The sequence below is a fragment of the Rhizobium sp. WW22 genome (assembly GCF_047041135.1).
GTDB lineage: Bacteria > Pseudomonadota > Alphaproteobacteria > Rhizobiales > Rhizobiaceae > Rhizobium.
Genome location: NZ_CP178199.1, coordinates 1,113,066 through 1,129,616, shown reverse-complemented (window position 1 = coordinate 1,129,616; position 16,551 = coordinate 1,113,066). Strand labels below are relative to the sequence as shown.

Genomic DNA, 16,551 nt, shown 5'->3' with positions numbered 1-16,551 from the left:
AACTGCGGGCGGTTAAGACCGCCCGCAGGCGATTGAAGCGGGATGTTGAGGTGTCGGTCCCATCTCGACTTTCGTTTGGCCGAGAAACTCTTAGCCCCAAAGATATCGTTCATTTTTTGTTTTCAGCGCTTGGGAGTACTGAATGCGCCATGACGATGCTGTCTCGCCCTACTTGCTCGATGCAGACCGCATCAATGAGCGATCGCTGATCGAAAAATTTGCCGGCAAGACAGTTTTCTTCGACGGGGTGTTCAAAGGCGATTACAGCCTGGCGATCGTCAATCGCCACCTTGCGCAGGCGCTCATCGATTTGGGCATCAATCTCACTTGTCATACGGCCGAAGACGATTGGCAGAGCGATGTCAACCTGGCGACAGCACCGGATATCATCCGCCGAATGCGCGATGACTACCCGTTCAAAGAGACATTCGACATCCATCTCCGCAATACCTGGCCCCCGGTGACCCATAACATGGTCGGACGGCAGAATGCCTATGTTGCCTTTGCCTGGGAGGAGCTCGAATTTCCGCAATACCTGGTGGATCGCTTCAACCGCGATCTCGACCTTGTAACCGTCATTTCGAATTTCGTTCGCGACAGTTTCGCGCGGTCCGGCGTCACAATACCGGTGGAAGTTACCGGAAATGGCTGTGATCATCTCTCGGCTCTTGCTGAAGACGTGCCATCCCCATTGCCCGAAAGCAGACGCAGACGCATTCTGCATGTCTCTTCCTGCTTTCCGCGCAAGGGTGTCGACGTCCTGATCGATGCGTTCCTGGACAGCTTCCGTGCGGATGATCCGGTCGAACTGGTAATCAAGACTTTTCCGAATCCGAATAATATCTCGGCATCTGTTCTGGCCGACAGGCGTGACAGACTCGCCGATGCTCCCCCCATCACCATCATCGACAAGCATTACAATCCAAGCCAGCTCCGCGCGCTCTATCGATCGGCCGCGATGTTGGTGGCGCCGAGCAGGGGCGAGGGTTTCGGCTTGCCGTTGGCGGAAGCTATGCTGCTCGATGTTCCCGTTGTCACCACGAATTACAGCGGCCAGCTCGATTTCTGCCGTCCCGACACGGCTTGGCTGGTCGATTGCCATATGTCGGCATCTCAGGCTCATGTGGCCGGCTCTCATAGTCTTTGGGCCGAACCCTCCGTGCAGCATCTGGGAACGCAGATGCGCGCTGTGCTCGACCATCCCGACGAGGCTCAAAGCCGAACGCAAAAGGCGAAATCACTGTTGAAAGCGCATTTCAGCTGGAGATCGGTCGCTATCCGTACCCTGAGCGCTCTTGCAAAATCCGTGCGGACAGCGGCCCAACCACGGCAGGATTGGACCATCGATCTCATCTCCTCTTGGCAACAGCAGTGCGGTATCGCCACCTATTCGCAGCACCTCTATAGCACGCCCCCATTCGAGGGCAGGATCGAGCATATCTTTGCCCGGCGGATCATGGACGATGCGCTGCCCGAAGCGCCCGTTGATATGATCGAGGCAACACCGCGCAGCATGTCGAGGCTGTGGGGCTATGATCTTGCTTCGCTGAAACGCCTGGCTGGACGGCTGGAGCAGGCACGCGGCGATGTCTTATGGATGCAACATCATCCGGGGCATTTCTCAACACCGGATATGGAATTACTGGCCCAGCCGATCGCAGCAACCAGTCATCGGCTGCGCGTGCTGACCATGCATAGCGTGAAAGAGGCGCTGCGCGGTGGGTCACTCGACTGGACCCGCGCATTCGACATCGTCTTCTTACATTCGGCAGAGGATGCGGCAGCCGTTTCGGCTGCCGGCCACCCGAACCCGATCGTCATACCGCACGGTGTCCTCTTGGTGCCGGAAGATGCACCTGCGCCGGACCCGTCGCATTTCACCATCGGTTCCTTTGGGTTCCTGATGCCACACAAGAATATCGACCGTCTGGTATTGGCCTTTGCGGAGGCATTGAACTACGAGCCGAGACTGCGCCTCAAGTTGTTCAACTGCACGGTGCCCAACGACGAATCGCGTGCGGCACGCGCCATGATCGAAAATCTGATCGCCTATCTCGGACTATCCGACAAGATCACCGCACGTTTCGACTTCATTCCGGAAAGAGAGCTGCGTCGCGAACTTATGACCTGCGACCTGCTTTCCTTCCTGTATGGCCACTCGACCGAAACGGCGACCGGGGCAGCGCGTATCGCGATGAGCGTTGACCGCCCGCTGCTTTGCTCTCGCTCGCCTGTTCTGCGCGACTTGTGGCCGTTCAGTCACGTCGTGAGGAGTACCGAGATAGAGTGCATCGCGGAAGCGCTTCTCAGCCTTGCTCAAAATCCCTCGCTGCTCTCGATGTTGGATCGAGACCGCAGCCAGGCCGCCCACTGGTATTCCTATCCGCGCACTGCCGCGCGGCATGTCACAGCCATCGAGAAGATGTTGGGGGAAAATATTGACCATCGCCGAGTTGCATAGGCAGCCTTTGAGCTCGCTGCCGAAAGACGTGTTCTCCTTGCCCGCGGAATCCTTCATCGACGCTTGGGCAAAGGCATTGGACCTGACGGAGGTCGATCTGACAGCGGACGATCGTCTTTCGCTTGCAAACGCCATTCGCGGCGGCACTAGTCGGCTGCGTGTGGTGGACGCGCTGAAGGCTCGCCGTCCCGTCCCGCAATCATTGAACGGCCTGTCCGGCCTGCATGCATTGCGTCGGGAACCGGACCAGTTCGCCATGGTGGAGAATTTCGTTCGATTCGCGAAAGACGATGACCCGGCTTTCCTGCGCCATGCATTTTCGCGGATCTGCGGCCGCGATCCGACATCCGCCGAGCGGTTAGGGATGGAGTTCGACCTTAGGCGCGGCGTCCTTAAGCGAAGAGACGTGGTGAAGCGGATTGTCGCCATTGCGCGCCGGGATGGCAAGACAGCGTATTGGGATACGCTGCTGCCTGAAGATGACGATGACACACATGATCTGCCCGATGCCTCCAACGCAAACATCACGCCGTCGGGGCTGCTGGTCAATCCGGATGGTCAGGCGATGCTCGTCCTTGTGCGTGAGCTCGAAAACGTCGGCTGGATGATCGCTCCAGATCTCCTGTGCCAGCCGCTGCAGATCAATGACGGCAACTGGACGGTGCAGTCGGGCTGGCTGTTGACAGGTCCCAAGCGCAGCATGACGGAAGGCGACTGGTTGCTGGATCTCGACATTATCCAACCGCAAACGGCCAGGCTCGATATCGAGATCGTCGCCAATTCAGGTCTCGATTTTCTACAGGTCATGACGCTGGTGGGTTCGTTCTCCGGAACCGTTTGTGTGGCCATCAAGCGGGAGCATCGTTTCATCGAATTGCGTGTTCGCATTCACGAGCGCTCTCCCGAAGACCGCTGGCTGCGTCCTCGAAACATTTCGATGCGGCGCGTATCATGAGACGAGAACTGAGATTTGCATCGACGCTCCTGCGCGTCGGCCAGGCGGAGAAAGAGGCAGCCGAAGCCGATACGCCGGTCAATGCTCTCGCCGCGGCTGATGCCGCGCGCGATCGGCGCGATTGGGCGGCGGCCGCCTTCTATTATCAGCAGGCGCTGAAGCAAAATCCCGCGCGTGTATCGCTATTCGTTCAGCTGGGGCACGCTCACAAGGAGAATGGCGATTTCGATGCCGCTCTTGAGGCATACCAGCACTTCCTCGCGGAAGAGCCCGACGATGTCGATATTCATCTCCAACTCGGGCACCTCTACAATCGGATGAATGAGTGGGAATCCGCACTTCAATGGTACGAGCAAGCCCATGTTCTCGCGCCCGATAATGCTGATATCGCCGCTCATCTGGAGTCGGCACGTCTTCGATTTTCGCGCATCGATATAGAGCGCAAACGCCAGAACGCGATGGAATTGCTTCAATCACGGCGCTGGCATCAGGCGCGGGCGCAATTGTACGATCTGGTGGAGACGGATGGCGAAATCGATCTGATTGCCGTTTACGCCAACGCGACCAAGGAAGCCGGCGATTTCGACGAAGCGCTGAGGCTCTACGATGTCTATCGTGAACACGCACAAAACCTCGATGCAGCCTCAGTGATCGACGTCGAAATCCAGACTGCGCATCTGTACAAGGCCATGCGCGATATCGATGCTGCCTTGCGATATTACATTCGCGCACGCGATGCGGAATTCAGTCTCTATGGCCATGTTACGCCGGATTCGATCGCCAGCCGAGAAATCCGCGCCTGCATGGCGGAGATTTATACCTGCTTCTGGCATCCTGATTGATTTCGGGATCAGCCGCTTTCGTGATCCCTGATGGCGGTGACCATGAGCCAGCCCAACAGGTAGCAAAGGCTCAAGGACAGAAAAACGACTGTAATGTTCTTGAGCTCATAAGGCATCTCTGCCTCGTCGGGCATCTGCGGTGGAACGACGACCTCGAGATACAGCTGCTGGCGGCGCGCATCAGCCCTGGCTGCTTCGAGTGCATCGAGTGAGGCAACGAGCGCCTTGTTGGCAAACTCCCGCATCAGGACGAGACTTTCGTAATCGGCAATTCTGGGCGCGACGGATTTATCCGATCCGACCATTTTGGCTCGTTCACTCTCGATTTGCTGCTCCAGTGCAGCAGCCTGACTCGTCAAAAACGGGATGGAGTTACTGTCCGGCGCAGTCTTGCGTGTTTCTGCAAGGCGTGCCCGCGTGTTGGCGAGAGCCGACGTCAGATTACTGATGAGATCGATCATCGACATGGAGCTGGCATTCGGGTCGATCATCAGCTCCTTGTTTCTGAAGTTCGTTATGTTTCTCTGCGCGTCGATGACCCGCTGCTGCGCCTGTTGCACCTCGCCATCGGCAAAGCGAACCGCATCGCCGCGGGCGCGGTTGTTGAGCCGGTCGAGAAGATCGCCGCCGAGCGCCAGCAATGATGTGTTCATGTCCGCGGCATCCTGCGCGTGAAAGGCCGTCGTCCGCAGGACGGTGATACCCGTGGTGTCGTTGTGAATGACGGACACCCGGTTCGAATAGTAACTATAGAGCTGTTCCTCGCTATTGGTTTCCCAGAAGCGTGGAAAGCGCGTCAGCCAGTCCGCCTGCGGGCTGCCGAAAATAGCACGTACGGGAAGCCGTTCGGCAAGTTCCTTCAGCGCCTGACGCGAGCGAATATATTCCTGCACGGAAAAAGTATCGTCCTGCGAGCGCGTAATCCCGCTGTTCTGCAACAGAGAGCCGAAGACGCTGGATGATGGTGGCGCCGCCATACGAACGACGAAGGAGGATTCCGATACATAGATTGGGGCGGCGATAAACGCGTAATAGGCGCTGACGGCAAGGGTAGGGGCGACAACTGTCAGTAGATAAACGCGCATACGGCCAAGGCGCTTGCGATGCCTGCGGGCTTTTGTCGGTCCGCTGATCGATTTTGCGACCATTTGACGTAAAGGTTGCGAGCGCTGCTCGGTATCCACTTTCTTATTTTCGTTCTCGGAGTTTATCAGAGCCATGGCCATGCCCTTTCTGATGATCGCCTGTCGTTGGATATCCGCAAGCGGATGCTATGGACGGTAATTGTCCAAGTCCGGCGCAATGAAGGTTGAGCGGTCGCACTCCGCCGGTATCGTTGACCGACCGTCTGAGGGAGACGGCGTAGCGACCAGGAGGGCTTCGAGTGCATCAGGTATCGGCAAGCGCGCGTGGGAATTCGCAGTTCATTACCGGATTGAATATTCAGGGCCGCGTCCTTGGTGCGCTGATCATGCGCGAAATGCTCATACGCTACGGGCGGGAAAACATCGGATTTCTCTGGCTTGCGCTGGAACCGATGATCCTGACCACGGGTGTCATGATCATGTGGACGCTGCTCAATCACGAGGCGCACGGATTGACGGTCGCGGCCTTCGTTTTGAGCGGCTACATGCCGCTGACGCTCTGGCGCCACATAAGTGGTCACGCGGTCTCTTGCCTGCGTCAAAATATGCCTCTGATGTATCATCGTCAGATCCGCTTCGCGGATGCGCTGATTGCTCGTGCGCTTCTGGAGATTGCCGGCACGACCGCAGCGCTCATCGTGGTCTACACGGTTGCGCGTTTGGCAGGCATCATACCGCCGTTCCAGGATCTCGGCCTGCTTTTGACGGGCTGGCTGTTCATGGCCTGGTTTTCGTTCGGAGTAGGGCTTATCTTTGCCGCGAGTTCGGAGCGGTTCGAGTTCGTCGAGAAGTTCATACCGCCGTTCCAATATCTGACGCTGCCGATCTGCGGCATGTTCTTCATGGTGGCCTGGCTTCCCAGTGGCGCCCAGAAGCTGGCGCTTTATGTCCCAACCGTCCACTGCTTTGAGCTTTTCCGCGCCGGCGTATTTGGCGACACGGTGCAAACCTTCTACGACGTCAGCTATCTTTTGAAATGCTGCCTGTTCACCACCGCCGTCGGCCTCTTTCTGGTCAACGTGGCACGCAGCCACATCAAGTTCGAATGATGCGCTCATCGTCCGGTTTCCCGCCGCGCTACTGCTGCTTGGCATAGTGAGGCACCTGGCTCTGGAATTCGAAGGAACGCAGCAGCGTTTCACGCAGCTCGCCGCGGTTGTGTAGCGCGTAGTGGTTGAGGAAGGTTTCTGCGGATTCTGGCTCACGGCCAAGAATCCAACGAAAGGCGGCAACGACATCGTGGGAATCGATTGGATCGCCGAAATGGCTGTGAGCGGGACTGCTGATTTTTGCGAAAAGATAGGGTAGTGCCCCATGCAGAATATCGAGGCTGAACCGGTGAAGGTTCTGGTTCGACAACGCGGTCCTGGTGAACGCATCCATAAGGCCGGAATAATTAGTAAGGATCGAGAGCAGGTCGCTGGAGCGAGGCAAGCCTTCGAAACCGCCATCCGCATGGAAGCGCCCCGCCATCTCCTTCCAGACCTCGGCAGAATAATGCATCGGTGCAGGTCCATAGAGGGCGGTGTCGTCGGAATAGAGGTCAGTGCGCGGCGTTAGCACCCGGCTGTTTTCGATATGCTCCAGGCAGAAGTCGACGAGCATGCGCGACATCGGATAGCGCATCTGCCAGCGGCAGAAGTCGATCATATAGGTATTGCTGTCGATGAGCGTGCCGCGATAATCGGCGGTGGGCGGAACGTCGAGCAGAATCAGCCTCGTATCGGGAATTTCTGTGTTCACGAAATCGCAAAATGCTTTCATTGCCGCGATCACGTGCGTCCAAAATTCACGACAGCCGAAGGGGATGATCTTGAAGATACCGAAAGCTTCCCGCTGCAAATCCGGTCCCGCCTCCAGTAGCTCATAGGGTACTGTCAGCAAGGTGTTCCTGTAGCGCATGAGCGAGGCGCGCGTGATGCGGCTGAAATCGACGACAAGCATTTTCGGGGCTGCCTGCCTCAGTCGCTCCCGGAAGCCCTTACGTGCTTCGAAGTGCAGCCTTTTCTTGATCCGCTCCGGCCATGCCTCGATCGCTCTGAGGTTTGTTTTCCGCTCGTCCATGAAGCTGGCGACATTGATGCCGTAGCAGAAAAACGGGATTCTGCTATTCGGAAAGGCGTGGCGAACGAACTCCTCGCTCGGGCACGAGCCGTAGTAGGCGACCTCAGCTATGTCATTGATCTGCTTGCGCAATCATGTCTCCGTATAAGATGCGGACATGCCGGTGTCTCGCACCGACATCGCACAATCGGGCACTGATGGGGCTAAAGCGCCGGTTCTCGCTGACGCTGTTTCTTTGCCTTCGTCGACCCAAGCGTCAGCCCAAGCCGCTGAAGACTTTCGCTGACGTTATCGGCGCGATCGTCATGGACGGCCAGGATGTTCGCGACCGTGCCGACCTGAAAATTCAAGTCGAGTTCCTCAGGTGAGGTCATCCGGGTCAACTTATTTTGTGCACTGTTCCAGATGCGGTAACCGCGTTCGGTAAATTGCTGGTGGATCGCACCGGGCGTCGTTTTCGACAGGACGGAGAGCATGTCGCGGTTGATCTCCATCAAGAGCGAGGGCTTATGTGCCGAGAGCGTTTTTTTCGCGCCTTTCAGGAACAAGCCTTCCGCACCCTCGATATCGACCTTCATAACATCGGGCCGCAGGTCACCGACGACGCGGTCGAGTGTCTCGACCTTGGTCATGCGCCCGACCTTGGTGTCGGTCGAATTCGTAACTAGCCGCGTCGCCCCGGCGTTGACGGTATCCTCGGCATTATTGAGTTGTAGCTCGCCTGGCACATCGGCAAGCGCGAGCTGGCGAACGCTAACGCGATCTTCAAAGCCGTTCTCCAGGATTGACCGGTTGAACAGATCCCAGAGCTTCGGTAGCGGCTCGAAGGCAAGGACCGTTCCTTTGAATGTCGGATGGGCAGCAATGGAGAGTGAGTAGTATCCGACATTGCCACCGACATCGATGAACTGCCCGGTCTCGGGCAGAATGGCCTTGACGAGATCGACATCGAATTTCTCATATTCGCCGCTCATGATGCCAAAAGATATGTGATACTGGCGCAGATCGAGATACAATTTAAAATTGTATTTGGTCTCGAACAAAACGAAAATCGATTTCGGCACGAAATTGTTGAAAAGAAGCTCGCTATGGCGGTGATGGAATTCGTATGAGCTGAGGAAACGCCGACGATGCTCCTCAAGAGAAACGTCCGTCAGCTGCAATAGATTCTGTCCGATGACGTTACGTTCATCCTCGTTCATTGCGCGGCCGAGGATGAATTTGTAGCAGTTCTCGATGTCGTAAAAGCTTGTCACTTTGCTGCTCCCAGATCTTTGATCAACCGTATTTATGTAGTTACCGTCTTTTGCCTGCACTGTTGCCCCTCACTGAAAAACCGGCGAGGTCGATATTCTCTCGATGCGCCGCGGAGCCCGTTGGGCAGCGTGGCGTCGCGCCGAAAAATCGGCTTCGATCAGTGTCTCCAAATCATCGAAATGCGTGTCCCACCCGCTCGATGGGCCGGGTTTCATTCGGCGTTGTGGCGAGGCGGTGATCATGTCGAGCGCGGCTCTCCAACTCAGCCCATCAAGCGGGTCGAGGAAGATGGCGGGCTGTCCGGCGGCGGCTTCACGATGCGCACTGATGTTGGAGGCGATGACCGGTGTGCCGAGCGCGATCGCCTCGGCGACGGGCATGCCGTAACCCTCGGTAAAGGATGGAGCCAAAAGACCAGCTGCGCCGGCGACCAACCGCGCCAAAGCCGCATCCTCTAGCCCCGGCACCTCGATGACGAGCCCGGGCAGGGCAGGGCATCGTTCCAGCATTGCTAAGATGTGACTGTTTTCCCATCCTCTCTTGCCGACAATTACGAGCCGCGGGGCCATCGCCCCATCACGTTCGGCCAGATATTGCCACAGATGCAGCAATAGCATGTGGTTCTTGCGCGGTTCGATCGTTCCGAGCGTCACGAAGTAAGGCATCCGGGGGCGCGGCATGTCGTTTGGCGGAGAGAGGAAGCAACGCTCGATGCCTGGAGGCAGGACTGCGATCGAGGGGGGTGTCCTGTCGCTCAGCTGAGCAAACGTGCGCAGGGCACGTGCGGTTACCTGCGAATTGCAAAGCACCAGCGATGCGTGTTTCAGCACCGTCTCCATCCTGCGGCGATGCCGCTCAGGCTCCTCCGGTCGGACGAATTCCGGATGCGATAGCGGGATAAGGTCGTGGACGTAAAAGACGCCGTTGCGACCGGTTTCTCCAAGCCAGGAGAAGGCGGATGTTCGATCCAGCCGGCTGTGCGACACGTGGACAAAGGAAGCCCTGGGCGGCAGCAGCAGGCCATGCGTGAAATGGCTGGCGACAGCATGCGCGATCTTGCGCAGCTTTTGCGTATGGGCTTCGCCTGCCCTTACTTCCGCTGCGGCCTGCCACCTGATCTTGCCGTCGATAGCGGCGAAAATCCGTTCGAGAAGAGCGGCCTGCGTTGGCGATATATCTGTCGCCGACCAGCGGCTGTTGAGCATGGAGACCAGCCTGTCCGCCCGTTCGGACGGAATGGCAACGGCGCTGTTGCGACCGGTCTCGACAAACCAGGACGGCTGCGAAATCGCATCGAAATCTGTCAAGGCAGTCCGTTTGCGGCGTTCGTTCAGCCAGTTGGCGTAATGAAGCTCATAGCGATCGATACCGGTGGGCGTCGGGCAATGCGCCCGTTCCATCAATCGAGAAATATCCATGACGACGGGCTTGGTCATAATTTTCTGGCCTCAAGCATATGGATAGCCTGCGCCAGCCAGCGCCGCCGCGATGGATTTGGAGCAATGCCCTGGCGGGAGCGATAGAGTTCGGCGACGACGTCTTCCGCCTCGCATGGAAGATTGGTGATATTCGACCAGTATCGGGGATAGAGGATGAGCGTGCCTGCAACCAGCGCATCAAGCGTTAGCACCCGCTTTCGCCGCAAGGAGACGACCGCATCATGCGTCAGACCCCAGCCCGCGTAAAAGGGGAGGCCATGGCACCATACCGGTCTTTCGCGCAGCAGCGCCTCGAATCCGATCTGCGAGGTTGCGACGTGAACTTCGTCGACCACACTCAGAAGGTTGCCCAGATCGACATTGCCGATCACCAGATCGGCGGCCTCCGCTGGCGGGGATGGAGTTGGGTGACGGCCGGTCGCCTTTGCTAGAAGATCCGGATGCTGCTTATAGACGATGAACGCCTTGGGCCTGGCGCGTCGGACGGCCCTCAGCAGTTCGATATCGGAGGAATGGCTTGCCATGCCGAAGCGCAATGAGGCGTCGTTCGGAACTTGGCCGGCCACCAAAACGATGGTGCGGCCTTCGGCCAGTGCACGATAATCCGGTGCAGGCTGCGGCGGCAGATTGTATTTGGTGATGCCCATGGAAACGATGGCTTGCCGCAAGCGTTGCGCCCGCTCGAGAAGTGCATCATCGAAATTCGTCCTGTTCAGGATTGTTTCGAGCTGGCTCGGCGCGGAGGCATCAAAATAGATGCCTTCCTCATCGAAGCAGAGCGAGGATGGCGGCACGAGCGAGCTGCCAAGGCCGGAAGAGCGGATGAACCCGTCTTCAACCCGCATGACCGGCAATCTCTTGCCATGCTTCCATAGAACTCCTTCCTCGGGAGCGGGAGCATTGCCCCAAAGAACGATCGTGTCGGCACTTTGGATTTCCGAAGCGCTCGGATTGTTGGCGAAATGAACTTGCGACCGGGGACTGCTCAGATATCGGCGCATGACCGCGCGTTTATGAAGCGAGAAATTGACGCAAAGGTAACGGCCCGTGAGCGAGCGGGCGCGAGCGCGCCATTCAAGGAGCCGTTCCACCGCCTGCTCGGCCGTGATCGGACTGCGTGAGACGGGATCAACATAGCGCGAATATTGAAAAAATGAAGCCGCGGCAAACTCGTCTATGCTGACATGGCGCCCTCGACGGGAGCGTGCCGTAGCCGCTACCGTGCCTTCGGCACGGTCTGCGGTCAGTCCCCAGCCGGCATAGGCGGGCATGCCGAAGGTAACGACGGGTATTTCCCGCAGGAGAGCTTCGAGGCCGAGCTGGCTTGATACCGTCCAGACCTCATCCACCATATCCAGAAGGGAGTGCGTTGAAATCGCCTTGTCCACGAATTGCACATCCACGGTTCGCGCAAGAGGCTGAAGAAAACCTCGTGCGCGGCCAGCGAGGACGTCGGGATGGCATTTTACGATGATGTCGGCATTTGCCTCCGCCAGAGCCGCCGTCCACATTCTCGCGAAGGTCTCTGCATTGGCGCCGGCGCTTTCGACGGCGCTATTTCCGACCACTTCGTCGACGAGCAGGATGCGCCTGCGATGGCTTCGGCGAAGACGAAACGTTCCTTCGGGGACGTGGCCATCTTGGGAAAGTCTCTCGCGGTTGATCCAGCGCCGCAGGTCCCGCGCTCGCCGAACATCCGCATCGGAGGACGCGCCTTGAAGCAGTGCCTCGAGCCGTGAAGGTTGGCGTGCGGAAAAATGAATGCCGAGGTCGTCGGCGATAACGGAGATCGGTGAAGCAGCGTCCGGGCCGGTCGATTGCAGGAAGCCACCTTCCACCGTCCAGAAAGGCAGGCGCAGCACCTGCGCATAGAGGCGTGCCAGGCGGGAAAGCGGACCGTTTCCCCAGCTGACGACGCCATCTGCAGCACCCATCGTCAATTCGATCGGCCTGAGGGACGCGGAAAAAGCGGGACCAATAAGGGGAAAGCGCTGACGCGTCGGAAGGAAAGCAAGCAGCCGCGCGTTGATTGGCGGTAACCAGGACGGCTGCTCACTTGGTTTTACGACCGAAGATTGCGCTCCGTCAGGAAAGACCGTCGAATCCTTGTACATATAAATCCCCCCGAGATGCCGCTAGGAGCAATCACCCGTGCCTGAGCGGCGGGGCCTGCGATATCCGACCACGGCCAGCTGCATGAGCGGAACCGCTTTCGGGGGCACGAAAAGCAGTTGCAGCCGGATGACATCCTCAAATATTCCACTTGCTGATTTGCGCCGGCGGCGGGCGAGAAATTTCAGGAGGCTTCGCTGAAGCCGGCCGAACAGCAGGTCGTCATGACCATGCGTCGCAACGTTACTGCCGACTTGCCTCAAGGTGCCTCCGAGCTTTCCCATTCCGAATTCCTTGAACCAGCAATGAGGGAAAAACAGCTAATCGAATGGCAGTTATTGCCGTCGCAATCTCGCCTCGCCATACGGATCGCGTCGCTAAAGTATTAATTGCGACAGAAGGGAAATTATTCTTGCATACCTATGTAAAAATTTCCAAACGTCGGAATTATATTTGACTTTTGAAGGATATATGGGAATCTCTTGCGAGTAAATTTCCGCCTAAATCGTCCCCGCGCATTGTCGCAGAAGGCGATGCTGAGCGGTGCAAGCCGCGAGATTCACTAGAGCCGATGGAATTTCGGAGAGGCAGCCAGTGGAATGGTCTTGGCAATTCCGAGAAAAATTTGATGGTCCCAGATGAGCCGCATCGAGAATAATAAGGAATTTACCGACTTCATTACACTGGTGGATGCTCGTTCGTCCGGCGTCATCATAGGCCGACCGGTTTCTTGGCCCTATTCCGTTGTGCGGTGGGTTCGATCGCAGCTGCTGCTATTGCTGATCGTCGTCGTCCCAGGCGTGTTCGGGGCGATCTATTATGGCTTCATCTGCGCCGATCAATATGCCTCGGAAACGCAATTTGTCGTGCGCAGCCCCAATAGAAATGCTGCCGGCCTGCTCAGCGGGTTCCTTCAGAGCACCGGCTTCGTTCGCGCGCAGGACGATAGCTACATCGTCACCGAGTTCATCAAGTCGCGCGCAGCCATCGACGCGCTGGTGAGCAGGGACGATCTGAAAGCGATTCTTTCCCGACCGGAAGGCGACTTCCTCAGCCGCTATCCGCTACCCTGGGCTGAGGCCAATAATGAGGAGCTGTATCAGCATTATCTTCGTTTCATCAATGTGCACACCGACAGCGGCAGCGGCGTGACCACGCTGGATGTGCGTGCATTTCGCGCTGACGATGCTTATCGCCTGGCCAATGCCCTGGTGCAGCATGCAGAAGAGCTCATCAACCGGCTCAACGATCGCGCCCGTGAGGATGCCATTCGCTATGCTCAGATCGAGGTAAATGACAGCCAAACGAGACTGTCCAAGATGCAGACAAGTCTGACCGATTTTCGCAATCGCGAGGCGCTCGTCGACCCGAACAAGCAATCAGCGGCCGCTCTGGATATGATCGCCAGGCTCTCGGACGGTCTCGCCGACAACAAGGCGCGGCTTTCAGCGCTAGAAGAGCAAGCGCCGCAAAGCCCGCAGGGTGAGGCGCTGAGGGCGCGGGTGGCGGCGATGGAACGGCAGATCAGCGATGAACGGACAAGGATCGTCGGCAGCGACGGATCAATGGCGCCGCGCATCGCACAATATGAACAATTGCTGCTAGAGCGGGAAATGGCTGCGAAGATGCTGACATCGGCGACCACCTCCCTGGAAAACGCCAGGATCGATGCGCAACGCCAGCAACTGTATCTCGAACGAATCGCCGACCCGAATTTGCCCGACCATGCATTGTACCCAAAACGGCTGATTTCGTTTCTGATTCTGGTTGCAGTTTGCTTTGCAACCTTCTGGATCGTGCGCTTTTTCGTGATCCAGGTTTACGAGCATGCGGCCCAGCAATGACTATTCTTCCTTCCAGTCTTGCGCGAATCGCGCCGTCAGAGGCGCCGGGGTCAAAGGCAGAAATTCCCTGGCATGAAGATGGCATCGTCGGGGTATTCGATCTCGTCAAAGAATATGAAGTAAACGGCCGGATGCGCCGCGTAGTTGACGGCGTGTCATTCAAGATCGGCCGCGGCGAGAAGATCGCCGTGCTCGGGCACAATGGCGCCGGCAAATCGACCCTGGTGCGCATGATTGCGGGGATAGAGGAGCCGACCTCGGGTAAGGTCGTGCGCAACATGTCGATGTCGTGGCCAATCGCCCTGAGCGGTGGCTTCGGTGGTTCGATGACCGGATTCGACTGCATGCGCTTCCTCTCACGCATCTATGATAAGCCGTTCAACGAAATTCGTGATCTGGTAGAGGATTTCAGCGAACTTGGCCGCTATCTGCGCATGCCTCTCAGAACCTATTCCTCGGGCATGCGGGCCCGGCTGGCGTTTGGAATGTCGCTTGCCATCGATTTTGATTGCTATCTCATCGATGAGGTGCTGGCCGTCGGGGACAAACGCTTCCAAACGCGTAGCTTCGAGGAGCTTTTCGTCAAGCGCAAGGATCGCTCGATGATCATTGTGGGACATAATCTCAACGTGATCGGTGATTTATGCACGTCGGCGCTCGTGTTGAAGAATGGCCGGGGTCGCGTGTTCAACGATATTGAGGCGGCGTTTCGCATCTACTCCACATTGTAGGCCGGATCGACGTCTTGGTTGTGTTGATCGGCAACAATAGTGCACGCGACCATTGCAAATTGACACAATAACGGACGGCAGCCGGCGACATTTCGCTACCTTTGCGCGCTCCGCCAAAGGAGAGGCGAGAGCTTCGCGTGTCGTCAGAGGCTTGCACATCTAAACCTCTAGATAAATTAGGATAATTGAAAATACCGTGGTGAAGCAATCGACCATCGGCCACGGCACCATCAAGTTCCATCGCCCGCTGCAACCTAAAGGACCGGGCCGAGTTAACTGTCTTACGATAAGTCTATTCGCAGAAACAACTGGCTACCTCTGCAACCCAAACCCGTAGGGCTCCGATTATATTGTCCGGTAGGGCTGTATTTTGTCCGATCTCGTCGCTTTGGGAATTCAACGTTCAGTCGAGCTGTGAACTGGTAGGATTCTGTATAACATTGTCACTATCTGTACTGTTGCGCTAAAATTCGTCGTGCTAATTTAAAGACAGGTAATGCAACTTACGCTAAATGATCCCGCAACTTCGTAGCCGCGGGAACGGGATGATGGAGTCGTCATAACGAACGCTGGAAAAAGTGTAGCCTAGATAGAAATCACGTGTTAGCAATTGCTAATATACAACTTGAGATTTTGAGTAGGAATAGCGGATGGCGATGTTGGAAAGAGTTGTCGAGCAATGCGTGGGTACTTTCGAGGTGTATTCCCGTGATGCAATCATTCGTAATCTCGACATGCTTGAGCCAAACTGGAAATGGTCTGTTCCCTCAGAAACTTCTGGCGACTATTCCTTCAAATTCAGCAAGCAACCCCTTCAGTCAGCATCGATCATAAGCGCCGAGCATTCGGCGGGCCTGGAAGGTATCGCCAAACAGGATTTGCCGCGCGTCAGCATCGTCTTCGTTCTCGCCGGAGAAATAGAGATCAATCATCGGCGAATGCAGAAATCCCTCCGGATTCCGCCAACTATGTCGCGAGCATCAGTGATCGTGCCGGCAAGCGCATCGAAATCAAGCCGCGCAGCTCCTGGCTGCTGTTTCAGATCCCAGAAGCGGTTATTCGGCAGCACTTTGAAGAGTTGACCGGCAAGCCCTACGTGCAGGAATTTGCGCTGGCACCGGTAAGCTTCCGCCAAGGTGGTGCACAGGGGCTCTATCAGACATTGCGCCAGGCCGAAAAGGATCTGACGACTGCGCGCCAGACGGAGCGAATGATGCTCGCCAAGGCCTACGGCGAGCTCCTGCTGGTGAAGCTGTTTGCCAAGCTGCCGCACAATCTGTCCGATGCCTTCAATCGCGGCACCTTGGATAACGCGCCGCGACAGCTCCTGAGGGCAGAGGCGTTCATGCGCGACAATCTGCATAATGCCATCATGCTGGAGGATCTCGCGCACGCCGCGAGCTGCAGCCCGCGCGCGCTGCAACGCATGTTCAAGACCTATCGCGGCGATACGCCGATGGGAATCCTTTGCAATTACCGGTTGGCCGCAGCGCATGGCGCTATCAAGGGTGGTCAGGCCGAAAGCATCACCGATCTTGCCATGAGCCTGCAATTCTCCAATCCCGGGCGATTCTCCGTGCTCTACAAACACGCCTACGGCTCCAGCCCATCGTCGATCCTTCGTTTTTCCCGGGAGCGTAGCGACAATGCCGGAACGGCCTAGCCTGCTTGGCACGATGTTGCCTCGTCAAAACTGCCTCC

General features: G+C 57.2%; 14 protein-coding genes. 8 read left to right on the top strand and 6 right to left on the bottom strand.

The genetic code is table 11. From position 1 onward, the window contains the following. Positions 1-142 precede the first annotated feature (142 nt). The 3 genes from ACK83U_RS24170 to ACK83U_RS24160 all read left to right on the top strand — a co-directional run bounded on the left by ACK83U_RS24170 (position 143) and on the right by ACK83U_RS24160 (position 4,258). Positions 143-2,461, top strand: a complete 2,319-nt coding sequence (locus tag ACK83U_RS24170; protein WP_112603654.1) for a glycosyltransferase family 4 protein — start codon at positions 143-145, stop codon at positions 2,459-2,461. Positions 2,462-2,624: 163 nt separating this feature from the next. Next, complete coding sequence (locus tag ACK83U_RS24165; RefSeq protein ID WP_412474899.1) at positions 2,625-3,416, top strand: hypothetical protein; 792 nt, start codon at positions 2,625-2,627, stop codon at positions 3,414-3,416. Continuing rightward, positions 3,413-4,258, top strand: coding sequence for a tetratricopeptide repeat protein (locus ACK83U_RS24160; RefSeq protein WP_112603650.1), 846 nt, complete (start codon positions 3,413-3,415; stop codon positions 4,256-4,258). The genes ACK83U_RS24165 and ACK83U_RS24160 overlap by 4 nt, the downstream gene beginning before the upstream one ends. A gap of 8 nt (positions 4,259-4,266) precedes the next feature. Here the strand turns inward: ACK83U_RS24160 and ACK83U_RS24155 are convergent, their stop codons facing one another. Next, positions 4,267-5,478, bottom strand: a complete 1,212-nt coding sequence (locus tag ACK83U_RS24155) for a capsule biosynthesis protein (RefSeq protein WP_412474898.1) — start codon at positions 5,476-5,478, stop codon at positions 4,267-4,269. 164 nt (positions 5,479-5,642) lie between these two features. Here ACK83U_RS24155 and ACK83U_RS24150 point away from each other — a divergent pair, with 164 nt between their 5' ends. Continuing rightward, positions 5,643-6,452: an ABC transporter permease gene (locus ACK83U_RS24150; protein WP_112603647.1), complete on the top strand. Its 810-nt coding sequence runs from the start codon at positions 5,643-5,645 to the stop codon at positions 6,450-6,452. A gap of 28 nt (positions 6,453-6,480) precedes the next feature. Here ACK83U_RS24150 and ACK83U_RS24145 read toward each other — a convergent pair whose 3' ends face one another. The 5 genes from ACK83U_RS24145 to ACK83U_RS24125 form a co-directional block, all read right to left on the bottom strand. Further along, positions 6,481-7,599 (bottom strand): DUF6270 domain-containing protein, encoded by a 1,119-nt coding sequence (locus tag ACK83U_RS24145; protein WP_112603644.1) that lies wholly within the window; start codon positions 7,597-7,599, stop codon positions 6,481-6,483. A gap of 71 nt (positions 7,600-7,670) precedes the next feature. Beyond that, entirely contained in the window at positions 7,671-8,723 is a 1,053-nt protein-coding gene (locus ACK83U_RS24140) for an FkbM family methyltransferase (RefSeq protein ID WP_112603642.1), read from the bottom strand. Positions 8,724-8,792: 69 nt separating this feature from the next. Next, positions 8,793-10,160, bottom strand: a complete 1,368-nt coding sequence (locus ACK83U_RS24135) for a glycosyltransferase family 4 protein (RefSeq protein ID WP_112603640.1) — start codon at positions 10,158-10,160, stop codon at positions 8,793-8,795. Continuing rightward, the gene (locus ACK83U_RS24130) at positions 10,157-12,097 is read right to left on the bottom strand and encodes a capsular polysaccharide biosynthesis protein (protein WP_412474897.1); all 1,941 of its coding nucleotides are present in this window, start codon (positions 12,095-12,097) and stop codon (positions 10,157-10,159) included. The genes ACK83U_RS24135 and ACK83U_RS24130 overlap by 4 nt, the downstream gene beginning before the upstream one ends. A 201-nt stretch (positions 12,098-12,298) precedes the next feature. Next, positions 12,299-12,559: a hypothetical protein gene (locus ACK83U_RS24125; protein WP_112603636.1), complete on the bottom strand. Its 261-nt coding sequence runs from the start codon at positions 12,557-12,559 to the stop codon at positions 12,299-12,301. Between the two features lie 492 nt (positions 12,560-13,051). Here ACK83U_RS24125 and ACK83U_RS24120 point away from each other — a divergent pair, with 492 nt between their 5' ends. The 4 genes from ACK83U_RS24120 (at position 13,052) to ACK83U_RS24105 (ending at position 16,513) form a co-directional block, all read left to right on the top strand. Further along, positions 13,052-14,119, top strand: coding sequence for a capsule biosynthesis protein (locus tag ACK83U_RS24120; RefSeq protein WP_412474896.1), 1,068 nt, complete (start codon positions 13,052-13,054; stop codon positions 14,117-14,119). An 83-nt stretch (positions 14,120-14,202) separates the two neighbouring features. After that, positions 14,203-14,850: an ATP-binding cassette domain-containing protein gene (locus ACK83U_RS24115; protein ID WP_165915257.1), complete on the top strand. Its 648-nt coding sequence runs from the start codon at positions 14,203-14,205 to the stop codon at positions 14,848-14,850. A 650-nt stretch (positions 14,851-15,500) separates the two neighbouring features. Then, entirely contained in the window at positions 15,501-15,932 is a 432-nt protein-coding gene (locus ACK83U_RS24110; RefSeq protein ID WP_412474895.1) for a hypothetical protein, read from the top strand. Then, positions 15,929-16,513: a helix-turn-helix transcriptional regulator gene (locus ACK83U_RS24105; protein WP_412474894.1), complete on the top strand. Its 585-nt coding sequence runs from the start codon at positions 15,929-15,931 to the stop codon at positions 16,511-16,513. The genes ACK83U_RS24110 and ACK83U_RS24105 overlap by 4 nt, the downstream gene beginning before the upstream one ends. The last annotated feature ends 38 nt before the right edge of the window (positions 16,514-16,551 follow it).